The following is a 25,673-nucleotide window of genomic DNA, read 5'->3' on the forward strand; positions in this document are numbered from 1 at the left end:
GACGAACGGGAAGCCGGGCGGGACGGCTTCGCTCAATACAATACAATTGTCCGCGGACGCCCCGATCCGGCGGGGACGCGTCCGACGAACGGCGGCCCATTGGGCTCGGGTCCCGTCGCCGGTCGTCGGACGTCCCGAGGGTGACTCAGTCCATCGGTTTGATCCGGATGTTCCGGAACTGCACGAGGCTGGGAGGGCCGGTATACTTGCCGTCCCGATAGCCGCCGTGGTGTTGCAACTGGAGATTGCCCCGCTCGGGGATGCCGGGGAGCTGGGCGTCCTCGATCACGGTCACGTCGTTGAGGACGACGGTCAGCCGGTCCCCCTCCATCGTGATCCGGAAGGCGTTCCACTCGCCCACGGGCTTGTCGGCCTGCGTCCTGGGGGTCACCCCCGATCGGACCTCGGTCGGCAGCGAGGCGTCCATCCGATAGCCGTACACCTCCCCGGAGCCGATCGGCCAGCACCAGATGTTCACCTGGCTCTTGCTCGATCCGCGCACGTAGACCCCCGAATCGCTGTCCGGCAGCGCGAGCTTCAGGGGCTCGCCGTCCACCCCCCGGGCGTGGGTGCCGTCGGGCAGCACGTACGGGACGTTCGGGTTGGTGAACGGGGTCTCCTTGATCCGCCACTCGAACTCCAGCACGAAATTCCCGAACTCCTCCCTGGTGACGAGGTTCTTGTCGCCCGAGGCCTCGCTCCTGGCGTCGTAGTCGATGACCGGGCCGCCGTCGACGGTCTCCACCTTCCAGTGGCCGTTGTCCCCCTCGGGGATGGCCCACTGGTCGAGGCTGCCGTCCTTGAACAGCCAGGTCCAGCCCTCGTCCTGGGCCGAGGCCGCCGGCCCGGCGACGAGGGCCAGGCATGCCAGGAGGGCGGTCGGTGCGGTGCGGAGCGTCATCGGTTCGATCCTCGGATGGGGGGCGTCTCGGTCTCGGGCCGCGATCGTCTCATTCGGCCCCGGGAAGGGTCACGCTAGCGGGCGACCCCCGCGTCGTCAATCGGCCGGCGGCGGGTGAATCCCTGGCGATCATGCCGGTCGCGACGACTGGACAGGCGCCGGCTTGTACGGAAGTCCATCGACACGATGAGCTTGAGGATGTAAACTTGGGGATATTGCCAGATCGTCGCGGACCGCGACCATTCGCCCGCGACAACGCCACGTCGGATCGGAGGGAGGCGTCGATGGGACCGGCCGAGATCATCGCGAGCCTCAAGGAACTCTGCGAAGAAGACGGGCCGAAGATCCGGACCGAGACGATCGTCGAGTGGATCGACCGCCACGGCGGGTTCGAGACCGAGGCCGAGCTGATCGCCTTCGCCAAGAAGATGAAGGCCCGGCAGTACGCCCGGCAGCTCACCTACGAGGACGAGGAAACCGGCCTGAAGGTCAAGCGCCTCTGGAGTTTCCGGGATCCGGCGACCGGCGACCGCTATTACAACGACATCCTACAGCTCCCCGAGGAGCGTCGCCGCCGGCTGGTCCGGGAGTACGCCCACTTCCTCGAGCAGCTGAAGTCCGTCCGGCGTGCCATGTCGGACTATTTCGCCGGCCAGGAATTCTTCCCCTTCTATGTCGGCGCGGAGGCCGACGGGGAATCGATCGAGGAGTAGCGTCCGGGGGACCGCCGGGCGAGGCCGGGCCCGCCCGACGGCCGAGGGTCCTCCCCGATCAATTCGAACCCGGGTCGGGCCGGTCCTTCTTGGCCACCGTGCTGGTCCGCAGGTAGAAGGTCTTGGACAACTCGGGGACCGTCTCCTCATCGGGTTGCGGGAGGAGACGGACGCTCCGCTTGAACGTCTGGGGCTCGCCCTCGGGATCGATCAAAACGATGGCGAGGGCGCAATCGCGGTCGGAACTCAGGCTGCGGGCCTCGAGGCTGATCTCGTCCAGCTGGACGGGACCGCCCTGACCTTCGTGCACCTCCCGGACGACCGGCGTGAACCGGCTGCCGGGGTGGGCCGGCTTGACCTGGACCTTCCATCCCGGGGCGACGCCGGAAATCTGCAGATCCAGCTTGACCGTGTTCTTCACCGCGACCGGGTCGGGCTTCGGCGTTGGGTCGTCGGCACGGACCGTGGCGGTCGGGACGAGCAGGGCGAGCAGGGCGGCGAGCATCCGGGGGCGTGCGGCGATCGGCATCGGGACCGGCTCCTTCCCATCCTTGGTCGGGGGTCGGCGCCTCCGGGCAGGGCCGGGGATGGCGCCGACCGATCGGGTGAGACTCCATCCTTGGAGCGCCGCGCGTCGGTTCGGGGGAGGGAAGTCGCTGGGATCGGGCCGGAGCACCCGAGGTCCTCGGTGATGCTCCGGGCCGGCGCGGATCGTCGACGGGTGAGCGGGCAATCTACCCCGGATGCTCCCGGTCGGCAAGGCCGACCGGCCTCCGTTCAGGTCGTACGCCCGCCGTCGACGACCAGGATCTGGCCGGTCGTCAGCGTGGCCCGATCGGCGAGGTAGACGATCGCCTCGGCGATCTCGTCCGGCGAGGCGGGGCGCTTCAGGGGGGTCATCGCCATCGCCTGCTCGACCATGTCCTGGTGGTCGGCCAGCCATCGGGTCTGCACCGGGCCCGGCGCGACGGCGTTGACCCGGACCTCCGGGGCGAACGCCCTGGCCAGGCTTTTGGTCAGGGTGATGACCGCCCCCTTGCTCGCCGCGTAGGGGATCGAGCTGCCCGAGCCCGCGATCCCGGCGACCGAGGCCACGTTCACGATCGACCCCCCCCGGGCCTTCAGGTGCGGCATGGCCGCCCGGCACGCGTAGAAGGTCCCCTTCACGTTGAGCTGGAGGATCGAGTCCCAGACCTCCTCCGTCAACGCATCCAGGTCGGTGTGCGGCACGAAATGCGTCGTCGCCGCATTGTTGACCAGCGCGTCGAGCCCGCCGAAGGCCGAGGTCGCCTCCTCGACGAGCCGTCGGACCTCGCCGTCGACGCCCGCGTCGGCCCGGACCAGCCGGGTGTCGGTCCCACGGGACCGGACCCCCTCGGCGGTCTCCTCGGCGTCGGTTCGGGATTTCGAGTAGTTGACCACCACGTCGTAACCCCGCTCGGCGAAGAGCCAGGCTGCGGCCCGGCCGATTCCCGTGGCCGACCCCGAGACCAGCGCCACCTTCCGTCTCGACATCACGCGTCCCCTCCGATGCAATCGATCCGGGCGTGCCCCGCGGCCGGTCGATCGGCCCGGGGGGCGGTTTGTGGTACTCTAGACCGATCGCGGCCCGCGGATCCACCGTGCGACGCCCGGCCGCATCGAAACCCCCCGAGCCCCCCCGCGGCCCGACGTATCATGAATCGCATCGATGCCCTCTTCGCCCGACTCCGATCCGAGGACCGCCGGGCCCTGATGCCCTTCCTCACCGCCGGGGACCCCGACCTGGAGACGACCTCGGCGCTGATCCGGGAGGCCTTCCGCCGGGGGGCGCACATGATCGAGGTCGGCATCCCCTATTCCGACCCCATCGCCGACGGCCCCGTCATCGCCGCCAGCTATCAGCGGGCCCTCGACCGCGGGATCAGGCTCGGCCCGATCTTCGACGCGATCGGCTCGCTCCGAGGGGGCGAGGGCGGGCCGGCCGTCGATGGCCCGATGGTCACCATGTCCTCCTATGCGATTATCCTCCGGCGCGGCCCCCGGCGTTACCTCGACGAGGCGAAGGCCGCCGGCGTCGACGGCCTGATCGTGCCCGACCTGCCCGTCGAGGAGGCCGGGCCGCTGGCCGAGCTGGTCGCCGAGCGGGATCTCCGCCTGATCCAGCTCATCACCCCCCGCACCCCCCGGGACCGCGCCGCCGCCATCGCCCGGACGACCACCGGCTTCATCTACTACGTCTCCGTCGCCGGGATCACCGGCGAGCGCACCGAGCTGCCGACCGACCTGGCCGACGCCGTCGGCTGGCTCCGGTCGCAGACCGACCTCCCCATCTGCATCGGCTTCGGCATCAGCCGCCCCGAGCACATCCGCGCCCTCGCCCCGGTCGCCGACGGCCTGATCGTCGGCAGCGCCATCGTCCGTCGGCTCGACGACGGAGACGGCCAGGGCCGGGAGGGGCTGGTCGATCGGATCGGGGCGTTCATCGGCGAACTGGCGGGGGCGTTGCCTTCCTGAGGCCCCCAGGTGGACGGGGCGGGGCGGGGCAGGCCCGCGCCCGCCCTCGTCAGAGGTCGGCCGGGAAGTCGACGGGGGACTGCCGTCGCATGGCCTCGTCGCCGATGAGGATGGTCGCGGCGTTGACCAGCCCGACCCGGGCGTCGCAGGGCGTGGCGGGGTCGCCCCGGAGGATGCAGTCGAGGAACGAGACGAGCGAGTCCCGGGTGTCGTCGCCGGTGGCGTCGATCTCGAACGGCTTGCCCCGATGGGCCCAGGGGTCGTTGGAGAGCTTGAGGGTCTTCCCGGCGGTCAGCACCGCGGCGTCCCGATCGGCCGACCCGGGTTCGCCGCCCCGCCCCCAATCGGCCTCGCCCGGGTCGGCTTCCCGGTAGAACAGGCCCTTGTTCGGTGTGAGGAAGAGCGTGCCTCGGTCTCCCATGATCAGTTCCGAGGCCCCCTCGTAGGCGTTCGACTGGTGCGACGCATAATGGACCCGCACCGTGTAGGGTCGATCGGCCCCGTCCCGGGGCAGGGGGGGGGCGGGTGGCCGGTCGGGCGCGACCTCGTATTCGTAGATGCACGAGACGTTGTCGAACACCTCACGGCCGTCCCTCCAGTGGTCGATCCCGCCGGTGCCGATCGCCCGGGTCGGCGGGACCCCCAGCAGCCGGGTCGCCACGTCGAGCTGGTGGCTGGCCAGCTCGGCCATCAGCCCGCGAGAAGTCTCCCGGTAGAGCCTCCAGTTGAGGCGGCGCTCCAGGGCGGGCCGATCGGGGTGGTCCCGGGGCACGGGGAGCGGACGCCTCCAGGAATTGTTGCGCGTCCACTGGGCCTTGATCGAGACGACCCGGCCGAGCATCCCGGCCCGGACCATCGCCTCCGCCTGGGCGTAGATCGCGTTCGAGCGCCGCTGGAGCCCGACCTGGAAGACGGCCCCCCGGGCCTCGACCTCACCCGCCAGCGTCTTCGCCTCCTCCACCGACCCGCACATCGTCTTCTCGCAGAACACGGCGCACCCGGCCCCGACGGCGAGCATCGCCATGGGGAAGTGCCGGAACAGCGGGGTGGCGATGACGACGGCATCGGGTCGGGTCCGGTCGAGCATCCGCTCGAAATCCCGGAACGGCTCGACCCGGGCCCCGGCGTAGTGGAGGCCTCGATCCAGGTGCGGCCCGTAGTCGTCGCAGACGGCGACGATCCGGGCCGACTCGATCGTCGAGAGCGCCCGGATCAGGTCCGACCCCCGGGCCCCGGTGCCGACGACCGCGACCCGGGCCGGCCCCCCCGCGGTCGTCCCGGACGGCCCGGCGGTCGCCGGACTCGTCGCCCCGCCGAGCATCAGGGCCGCCGATCCGGCTAGGAATCGGCGTCGGTCGGGCGGGTTCGGCATCATCGGATCCGCTCCAGGGTTGGGGCCCACCATTCGACGACGGTCGTCCCGTCCACCTGCTCGATCCAGGCAACCCGGGGGGCGGGTCGCCCGGCCGCCGTCCCGGAGACGAATTCTCGGGCTCGTTCGCGGCCCATGACGAGCAGGGCGGTCGAGAGGACCTCGGCCTCGGTCGCCGTGTCGGCGATCACGGCGCAGGCGGCGGGCCGTTCCAGGGGACTGCCGGTCACCGGATCGAGGAGGTCGGATCGGCCGGATCCCGGCCCGAAGACGGCCGAGCACGACAGGGCGCGATCGGTCAACACGAACCGATCGACCGTCGCCATCGCCGGGGGTTCGGCGAACGGATCACGGAGCGCGACGACCCAGGGCCGCCCCCCTGCGTTCGAGCCCAAACCCCGTGCCGAGCTCGTCCCGACCTGGAGCATCGCGGCGACCCCGTAGGATGCGACCCGATCGGCGGCCCGGTCCACGGCGTACCCCTTCCCGTAGGCCCCCAGGTCGATCCGGGCCCCCGGGGCTCCGAATCGGACCGCCCGGCGACCCGCCTCGATCCGGAGATCCTCCAGGATCCGTCCCGTCGGAGCGCAGGGGTCGAAGGCACCCCCGGTGCGTCGGCTCCAGTCCAGGCAGTCTCGGAGGACGTCGAACAGTTCCACGTCGACGAGGACGGGCCCGACCGCGGCGTCCCGGTTCAGCCTGGCGACCTCAGCGGCCGGATCGTGGCGGCTCAGGAGCCGCTCGACCCGCCCGACCTCCTCCAGGGCCTCGGAGGCGACGGCGTCGAGGTGCTCGGGGTCGTCCCCGGAGAGGATCAGCTCGAAGGTCGAGGCCATCGCCGGCCGGGAGCGGTGCAGGACGGGCATGGGGCGGTCCCGGGAGGGGGGATCGACCGGGGAGTGCGCCTCGACGCAGGGGCGAGGTCCGGACGGCGGGGGACCGGGACGCCTCCCGTGTCCCGATTCGTGCCCCGGCCTCACGTCCCCCGAGGGTGCCTGCTGGACGCCCCGGAGGGCGGGGCCCCGGGCGTCTGTCTCAGGCGTAGCACCGGATCTCGTAGAGGCGGGCGGTGTCCTCGCCGTTGGTGGCCGAGACGTGCACGCGGAGCGACTTCGCCCGGATCGGGTCGAAGGCGTGTCGCCGGAGCCGTTGATGATTGCCGGAGACCCTGGCGAGTTCGACCTCCCGGCCGTCCTCCAGGCGGGCGATCAACGCGTAGTCCCGCACCGTCTCCGGCTGGGGGGCCCGGATCATGTGGCTGTTGTGCGAGTCGGACGAGGTGAGGGTCAGCTCCCGGTGGAAGCCGGTGTCGAAGGTGAGCTGGACCCGGGAGAGTTCCTGCGGCGCGTCCCAGTCCAGTTCGACCCAGGCCCCGTCGGCGGAGAGGGGGGCGATCCAGCGGTTGTCCATCTCCCCTTCCATGTCCCGGACCAGGCCGTTGGTCACGTTCTCCGGCCTCGACGACTCATACGCCCCCGACGCCGACACCCGGGCCGACCGGGCCAGGTCCGCCGGGTCCTCGTTCCGGACCCCCTTGATCGTCTGGTCGTCGCGGAGCAGGGCCTGTTGCAGCCCGAAGACCGCCCGATCGTCGCCGACGAGCTGCCGGGGGGTGATGCCGTCCCTCACGCAGAGGGCGGCGGCGGTCCCCGCGGCCTGGCCCATGACGGCGCAGGTGGCCATCACCCGGGTCGAGGTGAAGGCGACGTGGCTGCAACTGGCGTTTCGGCCGGCGATGAACAGGTTCTCGACGTCCTTCGAATAGAGAGACCGCAGCGGGATGTTGTAGACCTCGGGGAGCTTGATGCTCACGAACGGGGGCTGCTCGATCGCGTCGAAGCCGCCGGGGGGGTGCTCGTCGAGCCCCCAGCCGCCGATGGCGACGGCGTCGTTCGGCTCGCCGTTCAGGCCCATCAGGTCGTGCTGGGTGAGGACGTGGTCCCCCTCCACCCGCCGGCTCTCCCGCTTGCCGGGCACCATGCCGACCCAGTCCATCGCCCAGGTCTCGGCCCCGGGGAACTTGCCGCTGTTCTTCACGTAGTCCCAGACCCCGGTGACGATCGAGAGCAGCTCGAACCGGATCCGCTCGTTGTCCCGTATCGTGTCCGTGATGCCCCCCCACTCGATCCACCAGTAGCCGTATTCCCAGGACGAGATCGGGCGGAATCTCAGGTGGGACTCGTCGATCTTCCTCGCCCAGCTCGGCGGGGCGTAGGGCATCGGCGTGCCGAAATCCCGGGCCGTGAACAGGACGGAGGAGCCGAGCGTCTCCCGGGTCGGCTCCTCCCACGCGAGCGGCTCGTTGAACTCGGCCCGGGACTCGTGGCCCCACCGGATCGTCGCCCCGGCCTCCAGGGCGAGGCGGCTGTCCCCGGTGCAGTCGGCGTAGGTCTTCGACGAGATCCGGTAGAGGTGCTCCGTCTTGTCGCACCGCGCCATCACCCGGTCGATCCGCCCGCCCTGCACGTCGGCGGCGAAGACGACGGTGTCGAGCAGCAGGGTGACGTTCGGCTCGCTGACGAGCTTGTCGTAGAGCAGCAGGTCCCAGAGTTCCCAGCAACGCTGGGGGTTGTTGGCGGCGTCGTCGAGTCGGAGTTCCTCGATGATGCCGCCCTCCCTCCAGCCGGGGCGGCCCCGATGGTTGTTCGCCCCGACGACGTGCATCTTCACCTCGCTGCTGGAGTTGCCCCCCAACCTCGAGCGGTCCTGGCAGAGCACGACCCTCGCCCCGTTCCGGGCCGCGGCCAGGGCGGCGCAGACGCCGCTCGGCCCCCCCCCGGCGACGAGTAGGTCGCACTCCAGGTCGACGAGCGTCATGTGCGGCTCGCCCTCGAAGCGTCGGGCGGCCAGGCCCGGCTCCATCGGCGAGATCGCCTCGAACCCGGCCCGGATGTCGGGCAGGTCGGGGGCCGAGTCGGCCCCCGAGGCCGGCCTCGACCCCTCGGCGAGGACGTAGACCGAGTAGGTCGACAGCCCGGCGGCGGCGGCCAGGAAGTCGCGTCGGCTGGCCCGGTTCGATCGGCTCATCGTGCTCCGCGCCGAGTCCGGCGCGCCCCGGTAGACCGGGCGCAGCCGAAGACGCGAGGCCGCGCCACCCCTCCCCCGACTCTACCCGAGGCGCCGGGCCTCGGGCAACCGGCGGGGTCGTGGGGAGCGGACACGGGCGAGTCCGATCGGCGGATCACGCGGTGGCAGCAGGGGCGGAGAGTCGGGCCTGGATGACTCCCCGATAGGCGTTCGGGTCGGTCCCCTTCGGGGAGGCGATGCCGATGCCGACGCAGGCGCCGATGGGGACGATCCGGACGATGTTCCGCTCCTGATCCCCCAGGAGGGCGACCCGGGTCGGTCCCATCACCGACGTATTGTCCCAGTGGCATCGGCAGGCGCTGCCGTCGGGGAGGAACAGCATCACCTCCGGCATGCCGGCGTCTCGGAGCTGCTCCCAGAGCCCGATGATCAGGTCGCCCATGCGAGACTCCCGAGGTCCGGAGGGGGCGGGGCGAGCCTCCCGGGTCGACCGGGCCGGCGTACGTCCATCGAGGGGAGTCTAGGACATCCTCGCCCCGAGCCGGTCTCAGGGCGGGGGGGTATTGTAGCGGGGGCCTTCCCCGGTGAGCAGCCAGTGCGGGTCGGCCCCGGTGAGTTCGAGGAAGCGGAGCATCACGTCGGCGGGCATGACCGAACCGCGCTCGTAGTCGGACCAGACCCGGAAGGGCAGTTCGAGGGCGGACGCCAGCAAGGGGCCGCCGTGCTCGCCGTAGAGCTCCCGACGGACCTCCCGGACGCGGTCGGCCAATTCATTGCGGATCTCCAACCACTCGTCCGAAGAGTCGGGACGATTCATCTCGGTCTCGGCCTGCCGACCGTCCGTTTCGTTGGGGTCTGGGAGGGATTGTGAGGATGACCTGCTATTTTAGTCCGAGGGCCACCCGGGGTCCAGGGTACCCGGCATCCCCGGCGTCCCCCCGTCGGCCTTGCCGCCGGGCCCCGGGACGGTGGGACCGGATCGAAGAAAAACCGATCCCCGGGATCTTTTCTTGTCGTCGCCCGGGCCGGATTCCGGTGTCGGTTTGGCGAGAGAGATTCCGCCCGGAATCCGAGCGTTGCGAAGAAGCAGCCGGGATCGGGTCCGGGTCGGTACTCGCCCTCAACCGCAGGCGAGGGAACCGTGCTGACGACACCACTCTCTACCCGATGCCTGGCGGATCGGATACGCCGGGCCTACCTGCGACGACACCCCTGGTGGACGGGAGGGGGACCCGACGCGCCGGTATGGCACCGATCGGCCCTGGGACTGATCCAGGCGCACTCGGCGGACCCCCGGCTACCGATCGACCCCGAATTATTCGTCGCCTCCCAGCCGATCTTCGACTCCCTGGTCGACCCTTGGGGGGACCTGGTGGCCCCCGAGGCGGTCGCTCGCTACCGCCGTCGGGTGTCCCGGATCGTCCGTCGCCTCCGCGACGAGCTACGCCGGGAACTCCGCCTGATGCGGCGGCGATCCCTGAAGGGGCAAGCGATGGAACACCAGGTCGCCCTCGGGGGCCGGGGGCTCTCACCGCTGGGGCGCTATGTCGCGGCGCAGCGGATCGGCCGCGGCGACCTGGCCGAGACCCTCCGGGGAGAGGCGCTGCGTCAGCACTTGGGCTGCCCCCTCTATCGGCTCGCCTGTCGGGGTCTGCTCTCCGAAGGTGGGTATCCCGAGGCCGGGCCCTCGGCCGCGCTGAGCCTCCCCTTGCCCTTGCACGTGGCCGTCGGATGGAACTGAGGCGACCAGGGTCCGAACTCTGAGCGACGTCGCTCGGCCGACCCGGCCCCCGATCGCGGACGATCCCGGCCCCCCTCCGTCCCGCGCCTTCCTCGCGACCCATGTGTTGCGACAATGCGACTCGGACGCGCGGAATTTCCCTTTTCTTTCTGCACGTCGTTGTGGCACCATGATTAATAGACTGGCCCGGGTGAGGGCGGTCGGGCCAATGCCGGTTGCCGGGCGATCCATGGCTTCGCCGTCCGCCCTCCCCCACGACGAAGATCCCGCCGGGAGCGTCAACATGCAAAGTTCGTCGGGAGGGTCGTTCGACGGGTTGTTCGCCAAGGCGCAATCAGGAGACCAGGACGCCTGGGAGGAGTTGTTCAATGAGTGCTATCCCAAGGTCGTCCGGGTCGTCCGGAGACGCCTGAACCAGCCGATGCGTTCACTCTACGACTCCGCCGACTTCGCCAGCGACGTCTGGCGCAGCTTGCTGGCGAAATCCGACCGTTTCGACTTCCCGACGATCGCCGCGCTGATGGCCTTCCTGGAGAAGGCGGCCACGCAGAAGGTGATCGACGAGCATCGCCGTCTGCACTCCCTCAAACGTGATCAGCGGCGGACGACCAGCCTCGACGCCGGGCTGGACGGGTTCGGTGCCGGGTTCCCGCTGGCCTCCGCCGACCCGACCCCCAGCCAGCACGCCGTGGCCAATGAGGGCTGGCAGCGGGCCAACGAACGGCTCGACGAGACGCACCGCCGCGTCCTGGAGATGGCCCGTCAGGGGTACACCACCCGGGAGATCGCCGACGCGGTCGAGTGGTCCGTCCGCAAGGTCCAGCGCGAGCTGAAGGAGATGGGCGAGTCCTGGCTGTCGGACAAGGGGAGGCTCCCATGATCGTTGCGTCCCCCGGCCTGGCGACCGGCGCGGAGCTGCGCCCCGACGGCCGAACGGACGACCTCCGCGAGCGCTGGCGAAGACTCGGCGGTTCGCCCTCGGCCCTCGCCGACCTGGTCAAGTCCGAGTTGCGACGACGCTTCTCGGAGGGACGCCGCCCGGCGGTCGCCGATTTCCTCGATGCCCTGCCGGAGCTGCGTGAAGACTCCGAACGGATGCTTAGCCTCATTTATGAGGAGTTCTGCCTCCGCGAGGAAGCCGGGGAGGCCCCCAGCCCCGACTCGTTCTGCGAGCGCTACGCCCCCTGGCGCGACTCGCTCGCCTCGCAACTGAATTATCACCGCATGCTCAGCCAGGCGGTCGGGGTCCTGCCCGGCACGCCTCCCCGATTCCCGGAGCCGGGGGAGCACTTCCTCCGCTATCGCCTGCGATCGGTCCTCGGCCAGGGGGGGGCCGCCCGCGTCTTCCTCGCCGATGACGAGGATCTCGGCGGCAGGCCCAGCGCCCTGAAGGTCTCGCCCGACCGGGGCGAGGAGCCGTCGATCATGGGGCGATTGCAGCACCCGCACATCATGCCGGTGCACAACGTCGTCCGGGACCCCGAGTCCGGCCTCCGGGGGCTTTGCATGCCCTATCACCCCGGCAGGCCGCTGGACCAGGTGATCCGGCGGATGGAGAACATCCCCGCTCCGGCCCGATCCCCCCGCACACTGCTCGACGCCGCCGCCCCCGAAGACCTCGCGGCGCGGGTCGAGGGTCCCGGCTGGCAGGGCTTCCCGCGCCGGGGCACGTACCCCGAGGCCTGCGCCTGGCTCGCCCTGACCCTGGCCGATGCCCTAGCCCACTCCCACGCCCTGGGAATCCTCCACCGAGACGTCAAGCCGGCCAACGTCCTGCTGTCGTCGGTCGATGGCCCTCAACTGCTCGACTTCAACCTCGCCCACGACCCCCACGCCCCCGAACGTGCCGAGAGCGCCCTCCGGGGCGGCACGCTCCCCTACATGGCCCCCGAGCAACTCGAGGCCTTCCGAGACCCCGACCGCTGGGACCTCGTCGGCCCCCCCGCGGAATGCTACGCCCTCGGCCTGGTCCTCCGCGAACTGCTGACGGGGAGACGCCCCGAGGCCCCGGGCGCCGAGGTCCCCCTCCCCCGGGCCATCAACGACCTGCTCGCCATGAGGGCCGAGGGCTGGCCCCCCGCCCGCCGCCGGAATCCCGAGGTCCCCCACGCGCTCGAGGCGATCCTCTCCCGCTGCATCGCCCACGACCCGTCCGCCCGCTACGCCTCGGCCTCCGATCTCGCCGAGGACATCCACGCCTTCCTCCGGCACCGCCCCCTGGCCCATGCCCGCAACCCCAACCGCCGGGAACGCGCCTGGAACTGGTACCTCCGCAACCGATTCGGCATCGCCGGGCTGGGACTGCTCGCCGTCGTCCCCGCGATCGCGCACCTGTCGACCCGGGAGACGGCCAAGCACGCCCCGACCTACGTGACCCACGGGAAGATCAAGACCGTCCAGGCCGCCGAGGCTTCGACCACGCCCCGGGCCCGGGCCGCCCTCCTCGCCGAGGCGAAGCGCGACTTCACCCGGGCCCTCGAACTCGACCCCACCCACCCCCGGGCGACGTTCGGCCTCGGCGTCGTCTCCACCAGGGAGGGGGACTTCCCCCGGGCCGTCGACCGGCTCTCCCGTGCCATCGAGCTGGCCGAGGGGGACCACGCCTTCAGGCCGCCGACCCTCGGCCGGGTCGCCGGCTTCTGGCTCGACGCCGCCGCCGACCTCGCCGAGGGCCCGGCGGGCCCCGTCCGCCTGGTCCCCGAGGCCGCCCAGCTGACCCGGGGGGAACGACGGGTGCACCTCGCGACAATCGCCGAAATGTACACGTGCCGCGCCGAGGCCATCCTCCGCCAGTATCCCCCGAACCTGCCCCAGGATGCGACGGCCCTCCGGTCGGCCCGGGCGGATCTCGAACACGCGGAACGACTCCTCTCCATCCGGCCGTTCTCCATCGAGGGGATGGTCCGGCGCGCGGAACGGGAGATCCTCCGGGATCGGATCCGTTACTGGAGTGCCCGGGAGCGGATGGGTCGCGCCCTCCTCGTCCCCGACGCGATGGACCGCCGCCTCCTGGAGCAGGCCAAGGACCTGCTGGAGCCGGTCGTCCAATCCGGGACCCTGGATCAGTTGGAATACTATGGGGTTCGTGGCTTCCACAGGAACCTCGACCGCCTCCTCGGCGGATCGGCGGATCGGCGCCGCGACGACTCCTGACGACCGAGTCGGGAACGCCCCCCCCGATTCATGCGATCAAATGTCCATCGGCCCCGTCGCACAGACCTCGTCGAACGTCAGCAACGCATCGATCAGCTGCTGGTCGGCCGGGATCGTGTCCGCCGGCGGCGCCTCGACCGGGGGGATCTGCAGCGGGGGCACCGTTCCGACCGGGGCGATCCGGCTCGCGAGGCAGTCGACCACGGGGACGAATCGGCGGGGACGGCTGCGACGGGTCGCGAACATGGGAAGGCTCCTCCGCCGACGATCGTAAATAGTCAGGAATGAAAATGTGGTGTTGTGTCGCTGATTGCGCAGCCGCGCCTGCGACGGCCCCGAGGGCGGCCCAGGACGAGATGGCGCGGCCAGCCCTCTCGGGCCCGCCGGGCGACACGGTCGGGATTCGCTCAGGAGACAGGCCCGTGGGAGGGGCCTCCGAGTGCTTCATCGCTCTTGGGGAGGCGGATGCTCGCGTCTCCAGCATTTCGACCGGATTCCCCGGGGCGATGCGACACGCCAATTATCGGAAATCGGCGACGGCGCCTGAAACGCCGGTCGATCATCCCATCGCCAGGCCGGCCATCGTCAGCACGATCAGCGCGTGGGCCGACCAGCTGACGGTCCGGGCCCAGTTGGTCCGGACCAGCCTGCGGTGCGCCCCCGCGTCGAATCCCGACGCGAGCCTCCGGTGCAGCGGCACTTGCACCGCCGCCGTCGAGATCCAGGCGAGCGTGGCTGCCGACAGCCCGGCGACGGCCAGCCAGCCGGGGCAGCCCTGCGGCGGATCGACGACCAGCCAGGCGGCCGAGGCCAGCTCGCCGATCATCGCCGGGCCCACGACCGGACCGGTCCGCCTCACGTGCTCGGCGTGATACCTCCCGAATGACCCAGGCCCGACCTCGCCCAGCAGCGGGTAATGCACGACCTGCACGAACCAGATCAGCCCCGCCATGGACAGGGTCGAGCCGAGGCAGAGCAACAGGGCCAGGGTCGACATCGGCGTGACTCGGCTTCCGCGGGAGGCGACGCGAGAGGGACCGACTCATCCATCGAGCCGCATGGGGAGTTCGACGCGGTGACATGCTTTTGTACACAGTAATTAAGCATTCTAAACGGACATGCCCCGTCCGACAAGAACCGGTCCCTCCGTCCTGGACGGCAGTCCAGACGGAGGCTACGATCCGGGTCGATCGCCCCGCCGGCTCGGGAGGCCCCCCGCCCGCCTCCCGACCTCGAGGGGGAGGCCCGGGGCCGGACGTCCCGCGTCCGCCCACCACCGACCGCCGCCCCGACCCCGCCGAGGAATCGCCATGCCCCGCCGGTCGCCCCCGAGAGAGCTGCTGGCGGTGATCGCCGCCCTCGTCAGGCGCGACCCGAGGTGGTTGATCGTCGTGGTGCTGGTCGCAATGGTGCTGCTCTACCTCGATCGGCGGCAGGCACCCCGCGACCTCGGCCCCGCCCCGGAGCCTCCGGGGGAGGGCTACCTCTTCTGCTCCTGGAACGTCGAGAACCTCTTCGACGACGCCGACGACCCGAGGAATCACGACCCCCTCGACGCCTGGTTCGCCGCCGATCCCGAGGCCTTGCGGCTCAAACTCGACCTGCTCGCCGAGACGCTGATCCCCCTCGACGGCGGCCGGGGGCCCGACGTCCTCGCCCTGATCGAGGTCGAGAATCGCCGGGCGGTCGAGCTGCTCCTTGGCGCCCTCAACGCCCGGCTGCCGACCGAGTGGCACTACACCCGGATCGTCCACGACGACAACATCTCAGGCCGCCGAATCGAGCCCGCGCTGATCACCCGACTGCCGGTCGACGACCGGTCGACGCTCGTCGTCGACGATCGGCGCATGATCCGGGCCCGCCTCGTCGTCGACGACCGGCCCCTCGACGTGATCGTCGCCCACTGGACCAGCCGGGTGACCGACCGGGAGGGCCCGAAGCGACTCGCCTACGCCCGGGCCATGTACGACACCTATCTCGGCATCGAGCGTAATACCGACGGCCTCGCCGACGTCCTGCTCTGCGGCGACTTCAACGATGGGCCCGACGACGAATCCGTCCGGCTCGGCCTCCGGGCCACGGGGGACCGCCCGGCCGTCTCCTCATCGGCGGGGGGCGGCCAGCCGAGGCTCTACAACCTGATGGCCGGTCGGGATCCGGAGGACTTCGGCACCTATCGATACCGGGGGCGCTGGCAGATCCTCGACCACCTCGTCGCCTCCCCCGGCCTGCTCGACCCGGACGGCTGGGCGATCCTCCCCGACTCGCTCCGGGTCGTGTCCACCATCGACATCCGGGATTCCCGGGACGGGCCGCTCCGATTCGGCAATCCCGACAACCAGAACCCCCGAGGGCCCTCGGACCACTTCGCCGTCACGGTCCGACTCAGGCCGCCCGGTTCCGCCGGTCAGGGTCAGGGTCAGGGTCAGGAGGCCGGAGGCGTCGTCCTCCCCGAATGAACCGGCCCCGACCCGCCGGGCCTCGGGATTCCCGGGACTCGATCCGAGGATTGCTCACGTCCGAGTCCGTGAACGAACGCGACCGGAGCGACGATCGTCGACGCCCCGAGATCGCGTGACGGCTCCGGCACCGCCCCGATTGCCGGAGCCATCCCCGATTTCGAGCGATGCGGGATCCGACCCGGGGGAAACGGCCGGCGGGCGGGGCCGCCCCCGACATGTTGATGTCGGGGGCGGCCCCGCCCGCCGTTGGGAGCGCCAGGGCGGCGAGGGCCGTCCTCGCTCACCGGGTCGCGGTCTCGACGCCCTCGGCGAGCTCCGGACGCCCCCGGGACGAGTCGGGCCGCCGGACACGGGAGACGACCGTCTGGAACCGGCCCCGGGTCTCCTCGGGGAGATGCGCCTGGGAGGCGATCACCTGGTCGGCCCAGTCCGGGTACGTCTCGACGAGCCTCCCCATCAGCGAGACGAACCAGCCGGCCTCCTGGAGTTGGTCGACCAGCAGGCGCTCGATCAGCGGCCGGAAGGTCTTGGCGACCGCCCGCCAGCCCCGGGAGTCGACCTTCACGTACGCCTCAACCTCGTGCTGGATCCAGGGCGACCCGCCGGCCTCCTTGTAGTAGTTCGTGTGCACGATCAGCACGATCCGACCCTCGAGGTGGGCCGAGCCCCGGGGGCTGCGGTACTCCATCTCGCAGAGCAGGACGTGCAACTGGGGAGACCGCAACACGAAGCTCCAGGTCGCCGTCGTCCCGTTGCCGTCGGTCCCCTGATAGAGTCCCGGGGCGATGATGGAGAGCTTCGCCGGGCTCTGGCTCAGATCCTGCCACAATGCCAGCGTTAATGCCGGCTCGTTCAAGAGGCTCAGGTAGAGTTGGGGGTCGCAGGGGAACGTCTCGGGCTCCCCCTTGTGGTGGAAGCTATGCTCCGAGACCACCTCCGAGACCTCCGCCCTCGCCTCGGGGGCGACGAGGTGCATCGGCAAGACCTCGGCCGGCTCGAGTTTCCGGCCGAGCAGCCCCCCGGAGGGGGCCGGGCCGGCCCCCCCCGCGCCAATCATCACCCCCAGGGCCACGATTGCGGCCGACAGCACCCGGCCCGCTCCTCGCGTGATCATGGTCCTCGCTCCCAACCGGCCCCGATCCCAGGCCCCGGCCGACCGCCGGGCCGGCCGGGCCGTCGCATCCCTGCGGTCCGTTCGCCGGTCGGCATCCCCCCGACCGGCCTTGCTACTGATCGGCGCCCCTCATCCCTAAACTGACGAAAAAACACCCGTCCCGAGAACTTCGGGGTGATTGGTAGTCCTGGAGGGATGGGCAATTTTCCTCCCGTTGAAGCTGGGCTTGTGGACCCCGGGGGGTGGGCTAAGATGACCGGCCCGCCCCGAGGGGGGGCGTGGGATCGGTCGAACATCGAGCCGGACGAGGCAGGGAGGCGACCATGGCGCTGGGACGCGGGGCTCGGCTGGGTCTGGGGATCTTCGGCGTGGCGGGGCTCCTGGCCGCCGGGGTGCTCGCCCTGGTGATGGCCCCCGGTGGGCCCGCCGGGCGGGGCGACGACGCGGATGTCGGGGGGGCCGGGGCGGCCTCGGCCGGGGCCCAGGAGGGTCGGCCGGTGCCGGGCTTCTCCGGCCGGGCCGCGCTGCTGGCCGGGGGTGACGCCGAGGCCCTGGCGGGGGCGTCGGCCGAGGTCGCCCCGGCGGTCGAGGCGGACGGGGAGGTGCCGGCGGCCCCGGCGTCGCTCTCCGACGCGGAACTGGCCACCTGGCTCGACGACCTCGCCGGGATCGGTGCGGGGTTCTCCCGGTTCGGCCCGGTCGACCGGGCCCGGGTGATCGCGACCGTCGGCACGGTCCTCGACCGCCTCGCGGTCGAACCGGCGCCGGCGCGGTGGATCGAGACGCTTTCGCCCAGCGCCGAGGTGCTCACCGTCGGCCTGGCCGACGCCTCCCCGGCCGTCCGGGCGGGGGCGGCCGAGGTGCTCGGCCGGGCCTGGGACTGGCAGCCCGGCTGCTCCACCTGGCCCGACGCCGACCGGGCCGTCGCCTCCTGGAAGAATCGGCTGCACACGCCGATGGTCGCCTTGCTGGACGACCCCGAGCCCGGCGTCCGCCTCTCCGCGGTCCTCGCGCTCGGCCGCCTGCCGATCGACGCGATGGCCCAGCCCGCGACCGCGCTGCTGGACGACCCCGTCCCGGCCGTCCGCGTGCAGTTGCTCAACAGCTTCGCCCACCGCCGGGACCTGATGACCGACGAGGCGATCCTGCCGTTGCTCTTCGACCCCGAATCGGCCGTCGCCCTCGCCGCCCAGATCGTCCTCCGGGCCCGGGGGCTGGACGACGACCAGATCTCCTTGGCCAAGCTCCTCTTCCACCCCCGGGCCGAGATTCGGGCCTCGGCGATCGCCATGGTCGAGGCCCGGGAGGACATCGACCCGATCGTCTGGCTCCTCCGCCTCTCCCGGGACGAGGACGAGGCGGTCCGGTCCCAGGCGCTCGACGCCCTCAGCCGACGGACCTCCCCCGATGCGCGACGCCGGCTCGCCGAGATGGCCGACTCCGACCCCTCGGAATCGATCCGGGACGCGGCCCGGCGGGCCCTCGACGAGCTGACCGCCGACCTCCCGCCGCTGCCCTCGTCCTCCGGGACCTCGATCCGGGCCAACTGATCCCCCGGGTCGCCCCGAGCCGCATCCTCGCGGATCGGCGGGCGGGGCCGCCTCCGACGCGATCGCGCGGGAGGCGGCCCCGCCCCTCGCCGTCCGAGATCCCCCGACATCAGAAGAAGATCGCCACGCGGGTCCAGAACGTGTTGAAGTGCGAGATGGGGTTGGTCCGGACGCCGTCGGTCTGCATGTCGGAGGAGACTGGCCAGGGGATCGCCTTGTTGAATTCGTCGTTGACCCAGTCGAAACTGACCCGGACGTACTTGTTCGGCCACCAGTTGATGCCGGCCATCGTCTCGTCGAGCCGGGTGGCCCAGATGGGCCGGGCGAAGCCCCGCCGGACGTCCTCGTTGCCGATGTTCAGGTGGGTGAACTGGAAGGCGACCTCCCAGGCCCCGGGCCCGTACTCGCCCTCCGAGGGGTTGAACGGGCGATTCGGGATGATCGTCGGGAAGCCTCCGGTGCCGTCGCCGGTGTATTCCTCGCCGGTCAGGAAGTAGGAGCCGGTGACGTAGAAGCCGTGCTGGATCGACGTCCCCCGCGCCAGCGGCGAGGCCAGCTCCCGGCTCTGATAGACGTATTCGCCCAGCACGCTCAGCCGTCCGTAGCGGAAGAAGTGGGGCGCGACCCGGACCCGCTCGCCGAGGGCCCGCACGTCGTCCTCGTAGATGAAGAAGGGCACGCCGCTGGCGGTGACGAACCGCTGGTTGAGGTTCGGCGTGCCGGCCCCGGCGATGAACGTCGGCACGTCCACCTCGTTGAGCATGTAATTCTGCCAGCCGACCTGAGTGCTCACCCCGAAGCCCAGGTCCTGAAGCCAGGAGATCCCCGACGGTTTGAAGGGCGTGAGCGTCAGCGAGCCGACGAAGTCGAGGTTGTCGTCCAGGTCGAAGTAGCTGTCCGGGACGCCGGTGAAGACGCCCGCCTGGTACTGGATCCGGTTCTCCGACAGCTTCCCCCAGGCCATCAGGCCCGTCTCCCGCTGGGCCGAGAACTGGACGAGCGGCGAGTAGGTGACCGCCGGGACCAGCATCGGGAAGGTCGCGTAATCCTGGTAATAGAACGGCGCCAGGAAGCGGCCGAATTTGAGCATGAACCGGTCGTCGTAGTGCACGTTGACGATCGCGTCCAGCAGGTTGAACCCGCCGAGGCTGCTCTGCTCGGAGACCTGGAATTCCCAGTTCTTGGTGACGTTCCCGTAGAGGTACAGCCGCTGGAAGGGGATGGTGAAGTTCTTCTGCTCGGTGGGCGCATTCTGGACGTCGTAGAACGTGCCGTCGGCGGTGACGATGTTCTGGACGTTGAGGACGAACTCCCCGTCCTCGTCCGAGAACTTGAAGAAACCGCCCGCGAAGTTGTACTTGTATTCCGCCGTGATCCGCTCCCCGAGGGGCTGCCGCTGTCCGACACGCTGTCCCCGGCCGACGCTCCCCTGGCCGGCGCCCGTCCCCGAGGTGCCGCCGGAATTCGGCCCGGCGCCTCCCCCACCCCCCGCGGAGAAGGTCCCCTCGCCGCCCGAATTCGAGTATCCCGCCGTCGGACTGTCCCCCCCGGCCGACCCCCCATCGCCCGACCCCGAGGAGGAGGGCGACGAGGACGACCCGCCCGACCGGTCGCCCTCGTAGAGCGAACCGAGCGAGCGGCCCGCGGTTTCCCCTTGTAGGGACCCCGGTCCGAGGCGAATCGAATCCAGCTCGGTCTCCAGTTCCGAGACCCGTTGCCGGAGCTGCCGGACCTCGCCGACTTCCCGCTCCAGCTGTTCGAGCCGGCGGAGCAGGGCCTCCTCGGCCGGGACGGTCCCGTCGTCGGGGATCGCCGGGGGAGGCCCGGCCCCATCGGCCGGCGGGGGAGGGACGATGGCCGATGGGGTGGGGGGGGCGGAGTCCGGTCCCTGCGCCCTCGAGGACGGGCAACGGATCGTCCCGAGCGCGATGAGCGCCAACACCATCGTCGCCGACCGACTCGGCATTCGCCCCTCCTGGACCGGTTTCGGGCGACGAGGCCTCCACGGGGAAGGGGCCTACCGTTCGCCCGACTGACGGGAATCTTTTCTCCTCAAGACTTCGGATCGGTTGGTCGCCCCGCATGAGCAATCCCGAGAATCGGCATCTTCCGAAGGCAGAATCGGTCGATACTCGATCTCGGACAGGGTCGTCGGAGGTGAGCCAGACCTCGAATTACTGGAGGTAATCATGATCGGACGGCATCCGGCCTGGATGCTGGTCGCGTGTCTCGTACTCTGCCCGGTCTCGTCCGCGTCGGCCCGACAGGGGCCCGAGGGACGACCGGAGGGCGTCGGCAGGTCGCCGGACTTCGGGGAATTCTCGGCGACCTCGACGGCGTCGTCGCCCCCGCCTCCCGGCCATCCCGGTCCGTGGGGCCGGTCCCCGAGGCCGGGAGGGCTGCTCGAACGGCTCGGCGCTCCGCTTTCCCACGTCGAGGACGACGACGGCCGGATCAACACCGACCGGCCCAGCTTCACCCCCTCGAACGCGACCGTCCCGGCGGGGAGGTTGCAGGTCGAGTCGGGCTATACGTTCTCGCACGACCTCACGCGAACGTCCCGGAACGATGAGCACCTGTTCCCGGAGCTTGCCGTCCGCCTCGGTCTGAAGGACTGGCTCGAGCTGCGGACCTTCTGGGCCGGGCAGACCTATTCCCGGACCAACCGGAGGGCCGACGGTGCGCTGCTCTCCCGGAACGACGGCCCGACGAACTTCCTGGCCGGCTTCAAGTGGAAGCTCTCGGATCAGGACCGCTGGATCCCCGAGGCGGCCCTGATCACCGACCTGGCCATCCCCACCAGCGGCACCTCACCGAACTCCTCCGACGGGATCGAGCCGGTCCTCTTCCTGCTCTACGGCTGGAAGCTCACCGACCGCTTCACCCTGGCCGGCAGCACGGGACTGACCACCGTCTTCGACCGGGGGGTCGCCGACGCCCCCCTCGACGACGCGTTCGAGCAGTTCTCCCAGTCCCTCATCGGCTTCCTCTCGGTCCGGGAACGCGTCACCCTGTTCTCCGAGTGGTTCGTCCTGGCGCGGACCAACTCGGCGGTGAAGCTCCCGCAACACTTCATGGACGGCGGGATCCTCTACCAGCCGACGCCGAACATCCAGCTCGACCTGCGGGCGGGATTCGGGCTCGGGGACCACCCGACCGATTTCTTCGCCGGCGCGGGGCTCTCCTTCCGCTACTGAGGAGCTTCCGGGGCCGGCTCAGGGGGCCGAGCCGGACGCCGAGGGCAGGTAGGGGCTCCCGGGGTACTCTTGCCGGAGGCGATCGACGACCTGGCCGGCCCGCTCCGTCTGATTCAGGACCCGCCACAACTGCGCGATCGCGGCCAACGCCCGGGCGTGTTCCTCGGGCTGGGAGGGATAGAGGATGTCGGTGTTCAGGTAGGCGAAGAGGGCATCCCTCGGCTTCCCGGCGGCCCGCAGGCAATCGCCGAGCGTGTTGTAGGCCGGCGCCAGGGTCCCCGAGTCCTCCGGTTCGGCCGCGTCGATCACGGCGCGGACGGCCCGCTCGGCCTCCTCGAATCGGCTCAGATCGGCCAGCGCCTCGGCCCGGGCGAGCGTCGCCTGGAGGCGGGCCGCGCCCCCCTCGGGGAGCCGGCCGATCAGGGCGTCCAGGTCCCGGATCGCCTGCTCCGACTGCCCCTGCTCCACCCTCACCCGGGACTTCGTCACCGCGGCCCGGTCCCTCGCCCAGGGGAGCTTCGAGAGTTCCTCCAGGGTCGCCTCGGCGGCGTCGAACTCGTCCGCGTCGAGCTGGAGCCTCGCCAGCAGCATCAGGGCCGGGCCGACGTGCCGGCTGCCCGACAGCTCGGCGGTGATCCCCCGCAACGCCTCGACCGCCGCATCCCGCTTCGACGGGTCGGCCTGGGCGACCCGGGCGAGCATGGCGGCGCGTCGGAAGCGGGAGTCCTGGACGACCAGCGGGTTGGTCGACTCCCCGGCGGCCTTCTGGTAGAGGTCGGCGGCCCGGGCGAGGTCGCCGTTGTTCTCCTGGAGCCGGGCCTGGGAGTAGCTGACGCCGGCCCCGTCGTAATCGACCCCGGCCACCTGGTCGAGCGGCACGTCCCTGCCTTCGATCCGGACCAGTTCCGGCGTCTCGCGCTCGACCTTGCCCCGGATCAGGCCCCCGGGCGCCGACACGGTCGAGCCGGGGACCAGCGCCACCTCGTCGGCCGCGGCCGGTCCGGCGACGGCCAGGACCGCTAAAAAGGATCGAAATAATCTCATTCGTCGCTCCGCCCTCGAAGACCCGGGTTCCCGTCGCAATCCGCCGCGGTCAGCCGCCGACGCGGCCGAGCAGTTGCTCGTACTTTCCCTTCAACTCGTCCGAGCCGAGCGACCTGGACAGGGCCATCACGCTCTTGAGCGTCTTCCTGGCCGAGTCGGGGTTGCCCTTGCCGTACTGGCAGAGGGCGACGTGATACCAGCACTCGTAATACTCGGGGGGCCGGGGCCGAGACGCCTCCAGCTTCTTCGCCAGATCCTGCCAGTAGCGGATGGCGACGTTCCAGTAACCAGGCTCCTCGGTCGCCCAGTCCTCCAGGATCTGGCACTGTTCGATGAGGAAGTCGAGGGCCCGGGGGTTCTCCGCGATCAGCTTCGCCGTCTCGGCCCAGGCCTCCTTGAATTGCTTCGCCTGCCGGTGCGCCGCCGAGAGCTTCAGCCGGGTCCTCAGGATCCGGTCGTGGTCGGGGAACTCTTCCAGCACCCGGTTGAAGATCTCGGCCGCGCGATCGGGCCGTTCCAGCGTGAGCATCTGCTCGCCCGCCCACTGCAGCGACTCGAACGACTGCCCCGACTGGCTCCCCACCAGCGCATCCAGGAATTGCCGGAAGGCGTCCCGACTCGACCGGAGCCGGGCCAGGTCGCCCGCCTCCCTCTGTCGTCCCATCTCCGCCTCCAGCAACCGGCCGAGCCCGAAGAACAGCTGCGTGAGCGACTCCCCGGTGCTGACGGATTCGAGCGCCTGCATGTCGGCGATCGCCTCGCCCGTCTCCCCGCCGGCGATGTGCCCCTGAAGCCGGAGCTTCAGCAGCCTGCCGTAGAGATCCCGGGTCGCCTCGCCCGGCGACGAGAGGGAGGCCAGCGCCTCGGCGTGCGGCCCGATGACCTTTAGCGCCTCGGCGGGCCTCCCCTCGGCCAGGTGGATCTCTGCCAGGTCCCCCGCGTTGCGGAGCCGTTCCGGGTCGGTCGCCGGCACCCGGGCCTCGACCCGTGCCTCATAGGCCGCGACCAGCAGTTCGAGCGCCCGGGCCGACTCGGCCTCGGCCTCGGCGGGCACGGCCCCGTCCCCGGCGTCCTTCCGCAATCGCAGACTGCGACGCCAGTGGGCCGCGGCGGCCTTGCTCTTCGCGTCCAGGGCGTGCGCGGGCGTCGTCACCGACTCGAACGCCTCGGCCGCCTCCTCGTAGCGCCCCTGGCCCAGCGCGATGTCCCCCCGGAGGATCCGGGCCACGTCGGCCTGCGGCGCATCCGGCCAGGTGGAGACCGTGTAGTCGGCCAGGTCCTCGAGCCGCCGGAGGTCCTGCTCCCTCCCCGGCCCGTCGACCCGCTCGTACGACATCGCCAGCGCCCCCATGCCCAGCTCGGCGGCCGGCCTCGACGAATCCCAGTCGGGATAGCGGCGGGCGAGAAAGTCGGCCAGCACGGCGGCCTCAAGGTAGCGGTCGGCCGAGTAGAGGGCGAAGGCGAGCAGGTAGCGGGCCTCGTTGGCCCGCTCGGGATCCCGACCCGGGTCGGCCTTCCCTGCGGCCGCCCGGAGCAGGGCGATCGCGTTCCCCCAGGAGCGGAGCCCCATCTCCTCCCGCGCCCGCTCCATCGCCTGGTCGAAGCTCAGGCCGGCGAGCGTCCGGGCGTCGATCGACGTGTCCGGCCGATACTTCTTCAGCAGTGCGACCGCGTCCGCCTTGTACGGGGAGGCGTAGCGGACGACCTGGCCAAGCTGCTCGACGACGTCCCGCACCAGGGCGTCCCGGTTGGCCAGCGCCGCCGGCTCCTCCATCTCCAGTTGCCGGTCGATGTTCCGGGCCAGTTCCAGCTGGACGCCCAGGCGCTCGTAGGCCCCCCCCCGCCCCCGGGTGAAGGAGAGCCACTCCCGGGCGAGCCGCTCGGCCAGCGGGTACTGCTCCCGCTTCCTCGTGGCGATGACCCGGAAGAAGGCGACCTGGCGCTGGAGTTCGCGCAATCGGGGGTCCGTATGATCGAGCAACTCGTTGTAGATGCCCATCGCCGGGCCGATCTCCCCCTTCTCCTCCAGGCTCTTGCCCTGCCACATCCGGGCGGCGAATCCGGCCATCCAGGTCCGGTAGTCGTTGTGGATGGTGCCGAATCGCCCGATCGCCTGGTCGAGCAGCTCGACCCGCCGCTCCGAGCCTTCCGGGTACGACTGGGCCTCGTCGTAGTCGACGAGCGCCCGCTTGAGCATCGCGTCGATCATCCGGCGCTGGGCCTCGTCCTTCTCGACCCGGATCGGGTCGTCCTGGGCCAGGACCCCCCGGGGGAAGGCGTCGTAGGCCCGCTTCAGGTCCTCCAGGGCGGCGTCGAACGCCGTCCTCGCCTCGCCGAAGGCCGCCCGGGCCGAGGCGAGCCCGGACTCCCGGTCGGCCTCGTCGGCGGCCTCGTCCGCCTTCAGCGCGGCCGTCTGCCCGCGCTGGTAGAGCACCTGGGCGAGCTGCACCTTGGCCTCGGGCACCAGCTCGTGGCCCGGGTGCCCCTCCAGGAAGGCGTCGAGCGCCGCCCGGCCCTGTTCCAGCAGCAGCTCCCGGCGTTCGAGGTCGGCGGCCACCTCGGCTTCCAGCAGCTTGCCCCGGGCCTGCTCGAAGGCCAGCTCGGGCTTCAGGGGGGCGGGCGTCCCGGGGTCGGCCATGAGGCCCTCCAGGAACTCCTCCGCGAGGTCGTGATAGCCCCGCTCCCGGAGCCCCGCCAGGAACGCCCGGTGCCGACCGGCGACCGGGTCGACGGTCCTCGGCTCCTCCTGCCTGGCCCCGGCGACCCCGGGGGCGGCGACGAGCAGGACGGCCGCGAGCCGGGCCGCGGCGCGACGGATTCGGAGCATCGGGCAGTCTCCCGGGCCGGATCGATGCGAGACGGGGGGATCGAGTCCGGCCGATCCGGATCAGAACCGGGCGGAC

General features: G+C 71.1%; 22 protein-coding genes. 8 read left to right on the forward strand and 14 right to left on the reverse strand.

Annotated features, from left to right (window positions below; translation table 11 throughout):
- Positions 1 to 145: 145 nt before the first annotated feature.
- On the reverse strand, positions 146 to 901 hold the full coding sequence (locus tag ElP_RS05425; protein ID WP_145267662.1) for a 3-keto-disaccharide hydrolase: 756 nt from the start codon (positions 899 to 901) through the stop codon (positions 146 to 148).
- Positions 902 to 1,185: 284 nt separating this feature from the next.
- On the opposite strand from ElP_RS05425, the gene ElP_RS05430 reads away from it, so the two are divergent.
- On the forward strand, positions 1,186 to 1,614 hold the full coding sequence (locus ElP_RS05430) for a hypothetical protein (RefSeq protein WP_145267663.1): 429 nt from the start codon (positions 1,186 to 1,188) through the stop codon (positions 1,612 to 1,614).
- A gap of 58 nt (positions 1,615 to 1,672) precedes the next feature.
- On the opposite strand, the gene ElP_RS05435 is transcribed toward ElP_RS05430, so the two are convergent.
- Positions 1,673 to 2,143: a hypothetical protein gene (locus ElP_RS05435; RefSeq protein WP_145267664.1), complete on the reverse strand. Its 471-nt coding sequence runs from the start codon at positions 2,141 to 2,143 to the stop codon at positions 1,673 to 1,675.
- 248 nt (positions 2,144 to 2,391) lie between these two features.
- Positions 2,392 to 3,129, reverse strand: a complete 738-nt coding sequence (locus tag ElP_RS05440; protein WP_145267665.1) for an SDR family NAD(P)-dependent oxidoreductase — start codon at positions 3,127 to 3,129, stop codon at positions 2,392 to 2,394.
- Between the two features lie 162 nt (positions 3,130 to 3,291).
- On the opposite strand from ElP_RS05440, the gene trpA reads away from it, so the two are divergent.
- On the forward strand, positions 3,292 to 4,110 hold the full coding sequence (gene trpA, locus ElP_RS05445) for a tryptophan synthase subunit alpha (protein ID WP_145267666.1): 819 nt from the start codon (positions 3,292 to 3,294) through the stop codon (positions 4,108 to 4,110).
- 49 nt (positions 4,111 to 4,159) lie between these two features.
- Here trpA and ElP_RS05450 read toward each other — a convergent pair whose 3' ends face one another.
- The 5 genes from ElP_RS05450 to ElP_RS05470 form a co-directional block, all read right to left on the reverse strand.
- On the reverse strand, positions 4,160 to 5,485 hold the full coding sequence (locus ElP_RS05450) for a Gfo/Idh/MocA family protein (protein WP_197446734.1): 1,326 nt from the start codon (positions 5,483 to 5,485) through the stop codon (positions 4,160 to 4,162).
- Complete coding sequence (locus ElP_RS05455; protein ID WP_145267668.1) at positions 5,482 to 6,348, reverse strand: FAD:protein FMN transferase; 867 nt, start codon at positions 6,346 to 6,348, stop codon at positions 5,482 to 5,484. Before ElP_RS05455 ends, ElP_RS05450 begins: the two co-directional genes overlap by 4 nt.
- A gap of 169 nt (positions 6,349 to 6,517) precedes the next feature.
- Positions 6,518 to 8,509: an FAD-dependent oxidoreductase gene (locus ElP_RS05460; RefSeq protein WP_145267669.1), complete on the reverse strand. Its 1,992-nt coding sequence runs from the start codon at positions 8,507 to 8,509 to the stop codon at positions 6,518 to 6,520.
- Between the two features lie 154 nt (positions 8,510 to 8,663).
- The gene (locus ElP_RS05465) at positions 8,664 to 8,951 is read right to left on the reverse strand and encodes a hypothetical protein (protein ID WP_145267670.1); all 288 of its coding nucleotides are present in this window, start codon (positions 8,949 to 8,951) and stop codon (positions 8,664 to 8,666) included.
- 105 nt (positions 8,952 to 9,056) lie between these two features.
- On the reverse strand, positions 9,057 to 9,326 hold the full coding sequence (locus ElP_RS05470; protein ID WP_145267671.1) for a bacteriophage CI repressor: 270 nt from the start codon (positions 9,324 to 9,326) through the stop codon (positions 9,057 to 9,059).
- A 324-nt stretch (positions 9,327 to 9,650) separates the two neighbouring features.
- On the opposite strand from ElP_RS05470, the gene ElP_RS05475 reads away from it, so the two are divergent.
- The 3 genes from ElP_RS05475 (at position 9,651) to ElP_RS05485 (ending at position 13,403) form a co-directional block, all read left to right on the forward strand.
- Positions 9,651 to 10,250, forward strand: coding sequence for a hypothetical protein (locus tag ElP_RS05475; protein ID WP_145267672.1), 600 nt, complete (start codon positions 9,651 to 9,653; stop codon positions 10,248 to 10,250).
- Between the two features lie 283 nt (positions 10,251 to 10,533).
- A complete protein-coding gene (locus ElP_RS05480) occupies positions 10,534 to 11,130 on the forward strand; it encodes an RNA polymerase sigma factor (protein ID WP_197446735.1) in 597 nt (198 codons plus the stop codon).
- A complete protein-coding gene (locus ElP_RS05485) occupies positions 11,127 to 13,403 on the forward strand; it encodes a serine/threonine-protein kinase (RefSeq protein ID WP_145267674.1) in 2,277 nt (758 codons plus the stop codon). The genes ElP_RS05480 and ElP_RS05485 overlap by 4 nt, the downstream gene beginning before the upstream one ends.
- Before the next feature lie 36 nt (positions 13,404 to 13,439).
- Here the strand turns inward: ElP_RS05485 and ElP_RS05490 are convergent, their stop codons facing one another.
- Positions 13,440 to 13,649, reverse strand: a complete 210-nt coding sequence (locus ElP_RS05490; protein WP_145267675.1) for a hypothetical protein — start codon at positions 13,647 to 13,649, stop codon at positions 13,440 to 13,442.
- Between the two features lie 313 nt (positions 13,650 to 13,962).
- The gene (locus ElP_RS05495) at positions 13,963 to 14,400 is read right to left on the reverse strand and encodes a hypothetical protein (RefSeq protein ID WP_145267676.1); all 438 of its coding nucleotides are present in this window, start codon (positions 14,398 to 14,400) and stop codon (positions 13,963 to 13,965) included.
- A 313-nt stretch (positions 14,401 to 14,713) separates the two neighbouring features.
- Here ElP_RS05495 and ElP_RS05500 point away from each other — a divergent pair, with 313 nt between their 5' ends.
- A complete protein-coding gene (locus ElP_RS05500; RefSeq protein WP_197446736.1) occupies positions 14,714 to 15,862 on the forward strand; it encodes an endonuclease/exonuclease/phosphatase family protein in 1,149 nt (382 codons plus the stop codon).
- Between the two features lie 283 nt (positions 15,863 to 16,145).
- Here ElP_RS05500 and ElP_RS05505 read toward each other — a convergent pair whose 3' ends face one another.
- A complete protein-coding gene (locus ElP_RS05505; protein WP_145267678.1) occupies positions 16,146 to 16,979 on the reverse strand; it encodes a hypothetical protein in 834 nt (277 codons plus the stop codon).
- Positions 16,980 to 17,302: 323 nt separating this feature from the next.
- Between ElP_RS05505 and ElP_RS05510 the strand changes: the two genes are divergently transcribed.
- Positions 17,303 to 18,529, forward strand: a complete 1,227-nt coding sequence (locus ElP_RS05510; RefSeq protein WP_145267679.1) for a HEAT repeat domain-containing protein — start codon at positions 17,303 to 17,305, stop codon at positions 18,527 to 18,529.
- A gap of 109 nt (positions 18,530 to 18,638) precedes the next feature.
- Here the strand turns inward: ElP_RS05510 and ElP_RS05515 are convergent, their stop codons facing one another.
- Positions 18,639 to 20,495 carry an OprO/OprP family phosphate-selective porin gene (locus ElP_RS05515; RefSeq protein WP_145267680.1) on the reverse strand — a complete coding sequence of 619 codons (1,857 nt, stop codon included), beginning with the start codon at positions 20,493 to 20,495 and terminating at the stop codon, positions 18,639 to 18,641.
- 223 nt (positions 20,496 to 20,718) lie between these two features.
- On the opposite strand from ElP_RS05515, the gene ElP_RS05520 reads away from it, so the two are divergent.
- Complete coding sequence (locus ElP_RS05520; protein ID WP_145267681.1) at positions 20,719 to 21,726, forward strand: transporter; 1,008 nt, start codon at positions 20,719 to 20,721, stop codon at positions 21,724 to 21,726.
- A gap of 18 nt (positions 21,727 to 21,744) precedes the next feature.
- Here the strand turns inward: ElP_RS05520 and ElP_RS05525 are convergent, their stop codons facing one another.
- Both ElP_RS05525 and ElP_RS05530 read right to left on the reverse strand, forming a co-directional pair.
- Positions 21,745 to 22,770: a tetratricopeptide repeat protein gene (locus tag ElP_RS05525; RefSeq protein WP_145267682.1), complete on the reverse strand. Its 1,026-nt coding sequence runs from the start codon at positions 22,768 to 22,770 to the stop codon at positions 21,745 to 21,747.
- 49 nt (positions 22,771 to 22,819) lie between these two features.
- Positions 22,820 to 25,597 (reverse strand): tetratricopeptide repeat protein, encoded by a 2,778-nt coding sequence (locus tag ElP_RS05530; RefSeq protein ID WP_145267683.1) that lies wholly within the window; start codon positions 25,595 to 25,597, stop codon positions 22,820 to 22,822.
- Between the last annotated feature and the right edge of the window lie 76 nt (positions 25,598 to 25,673).

It is taken from the genome of Tautonia plasticadhaerens (genome assembly GCF_007752535.1).
Taxonomy (GTDB): domain Bacteria; phylum Planctomycetota; class Planctomycetia; order Isosphaerales; family Isosphaeraceae; genus Tautonia; species Tautonia plasticadhaerens.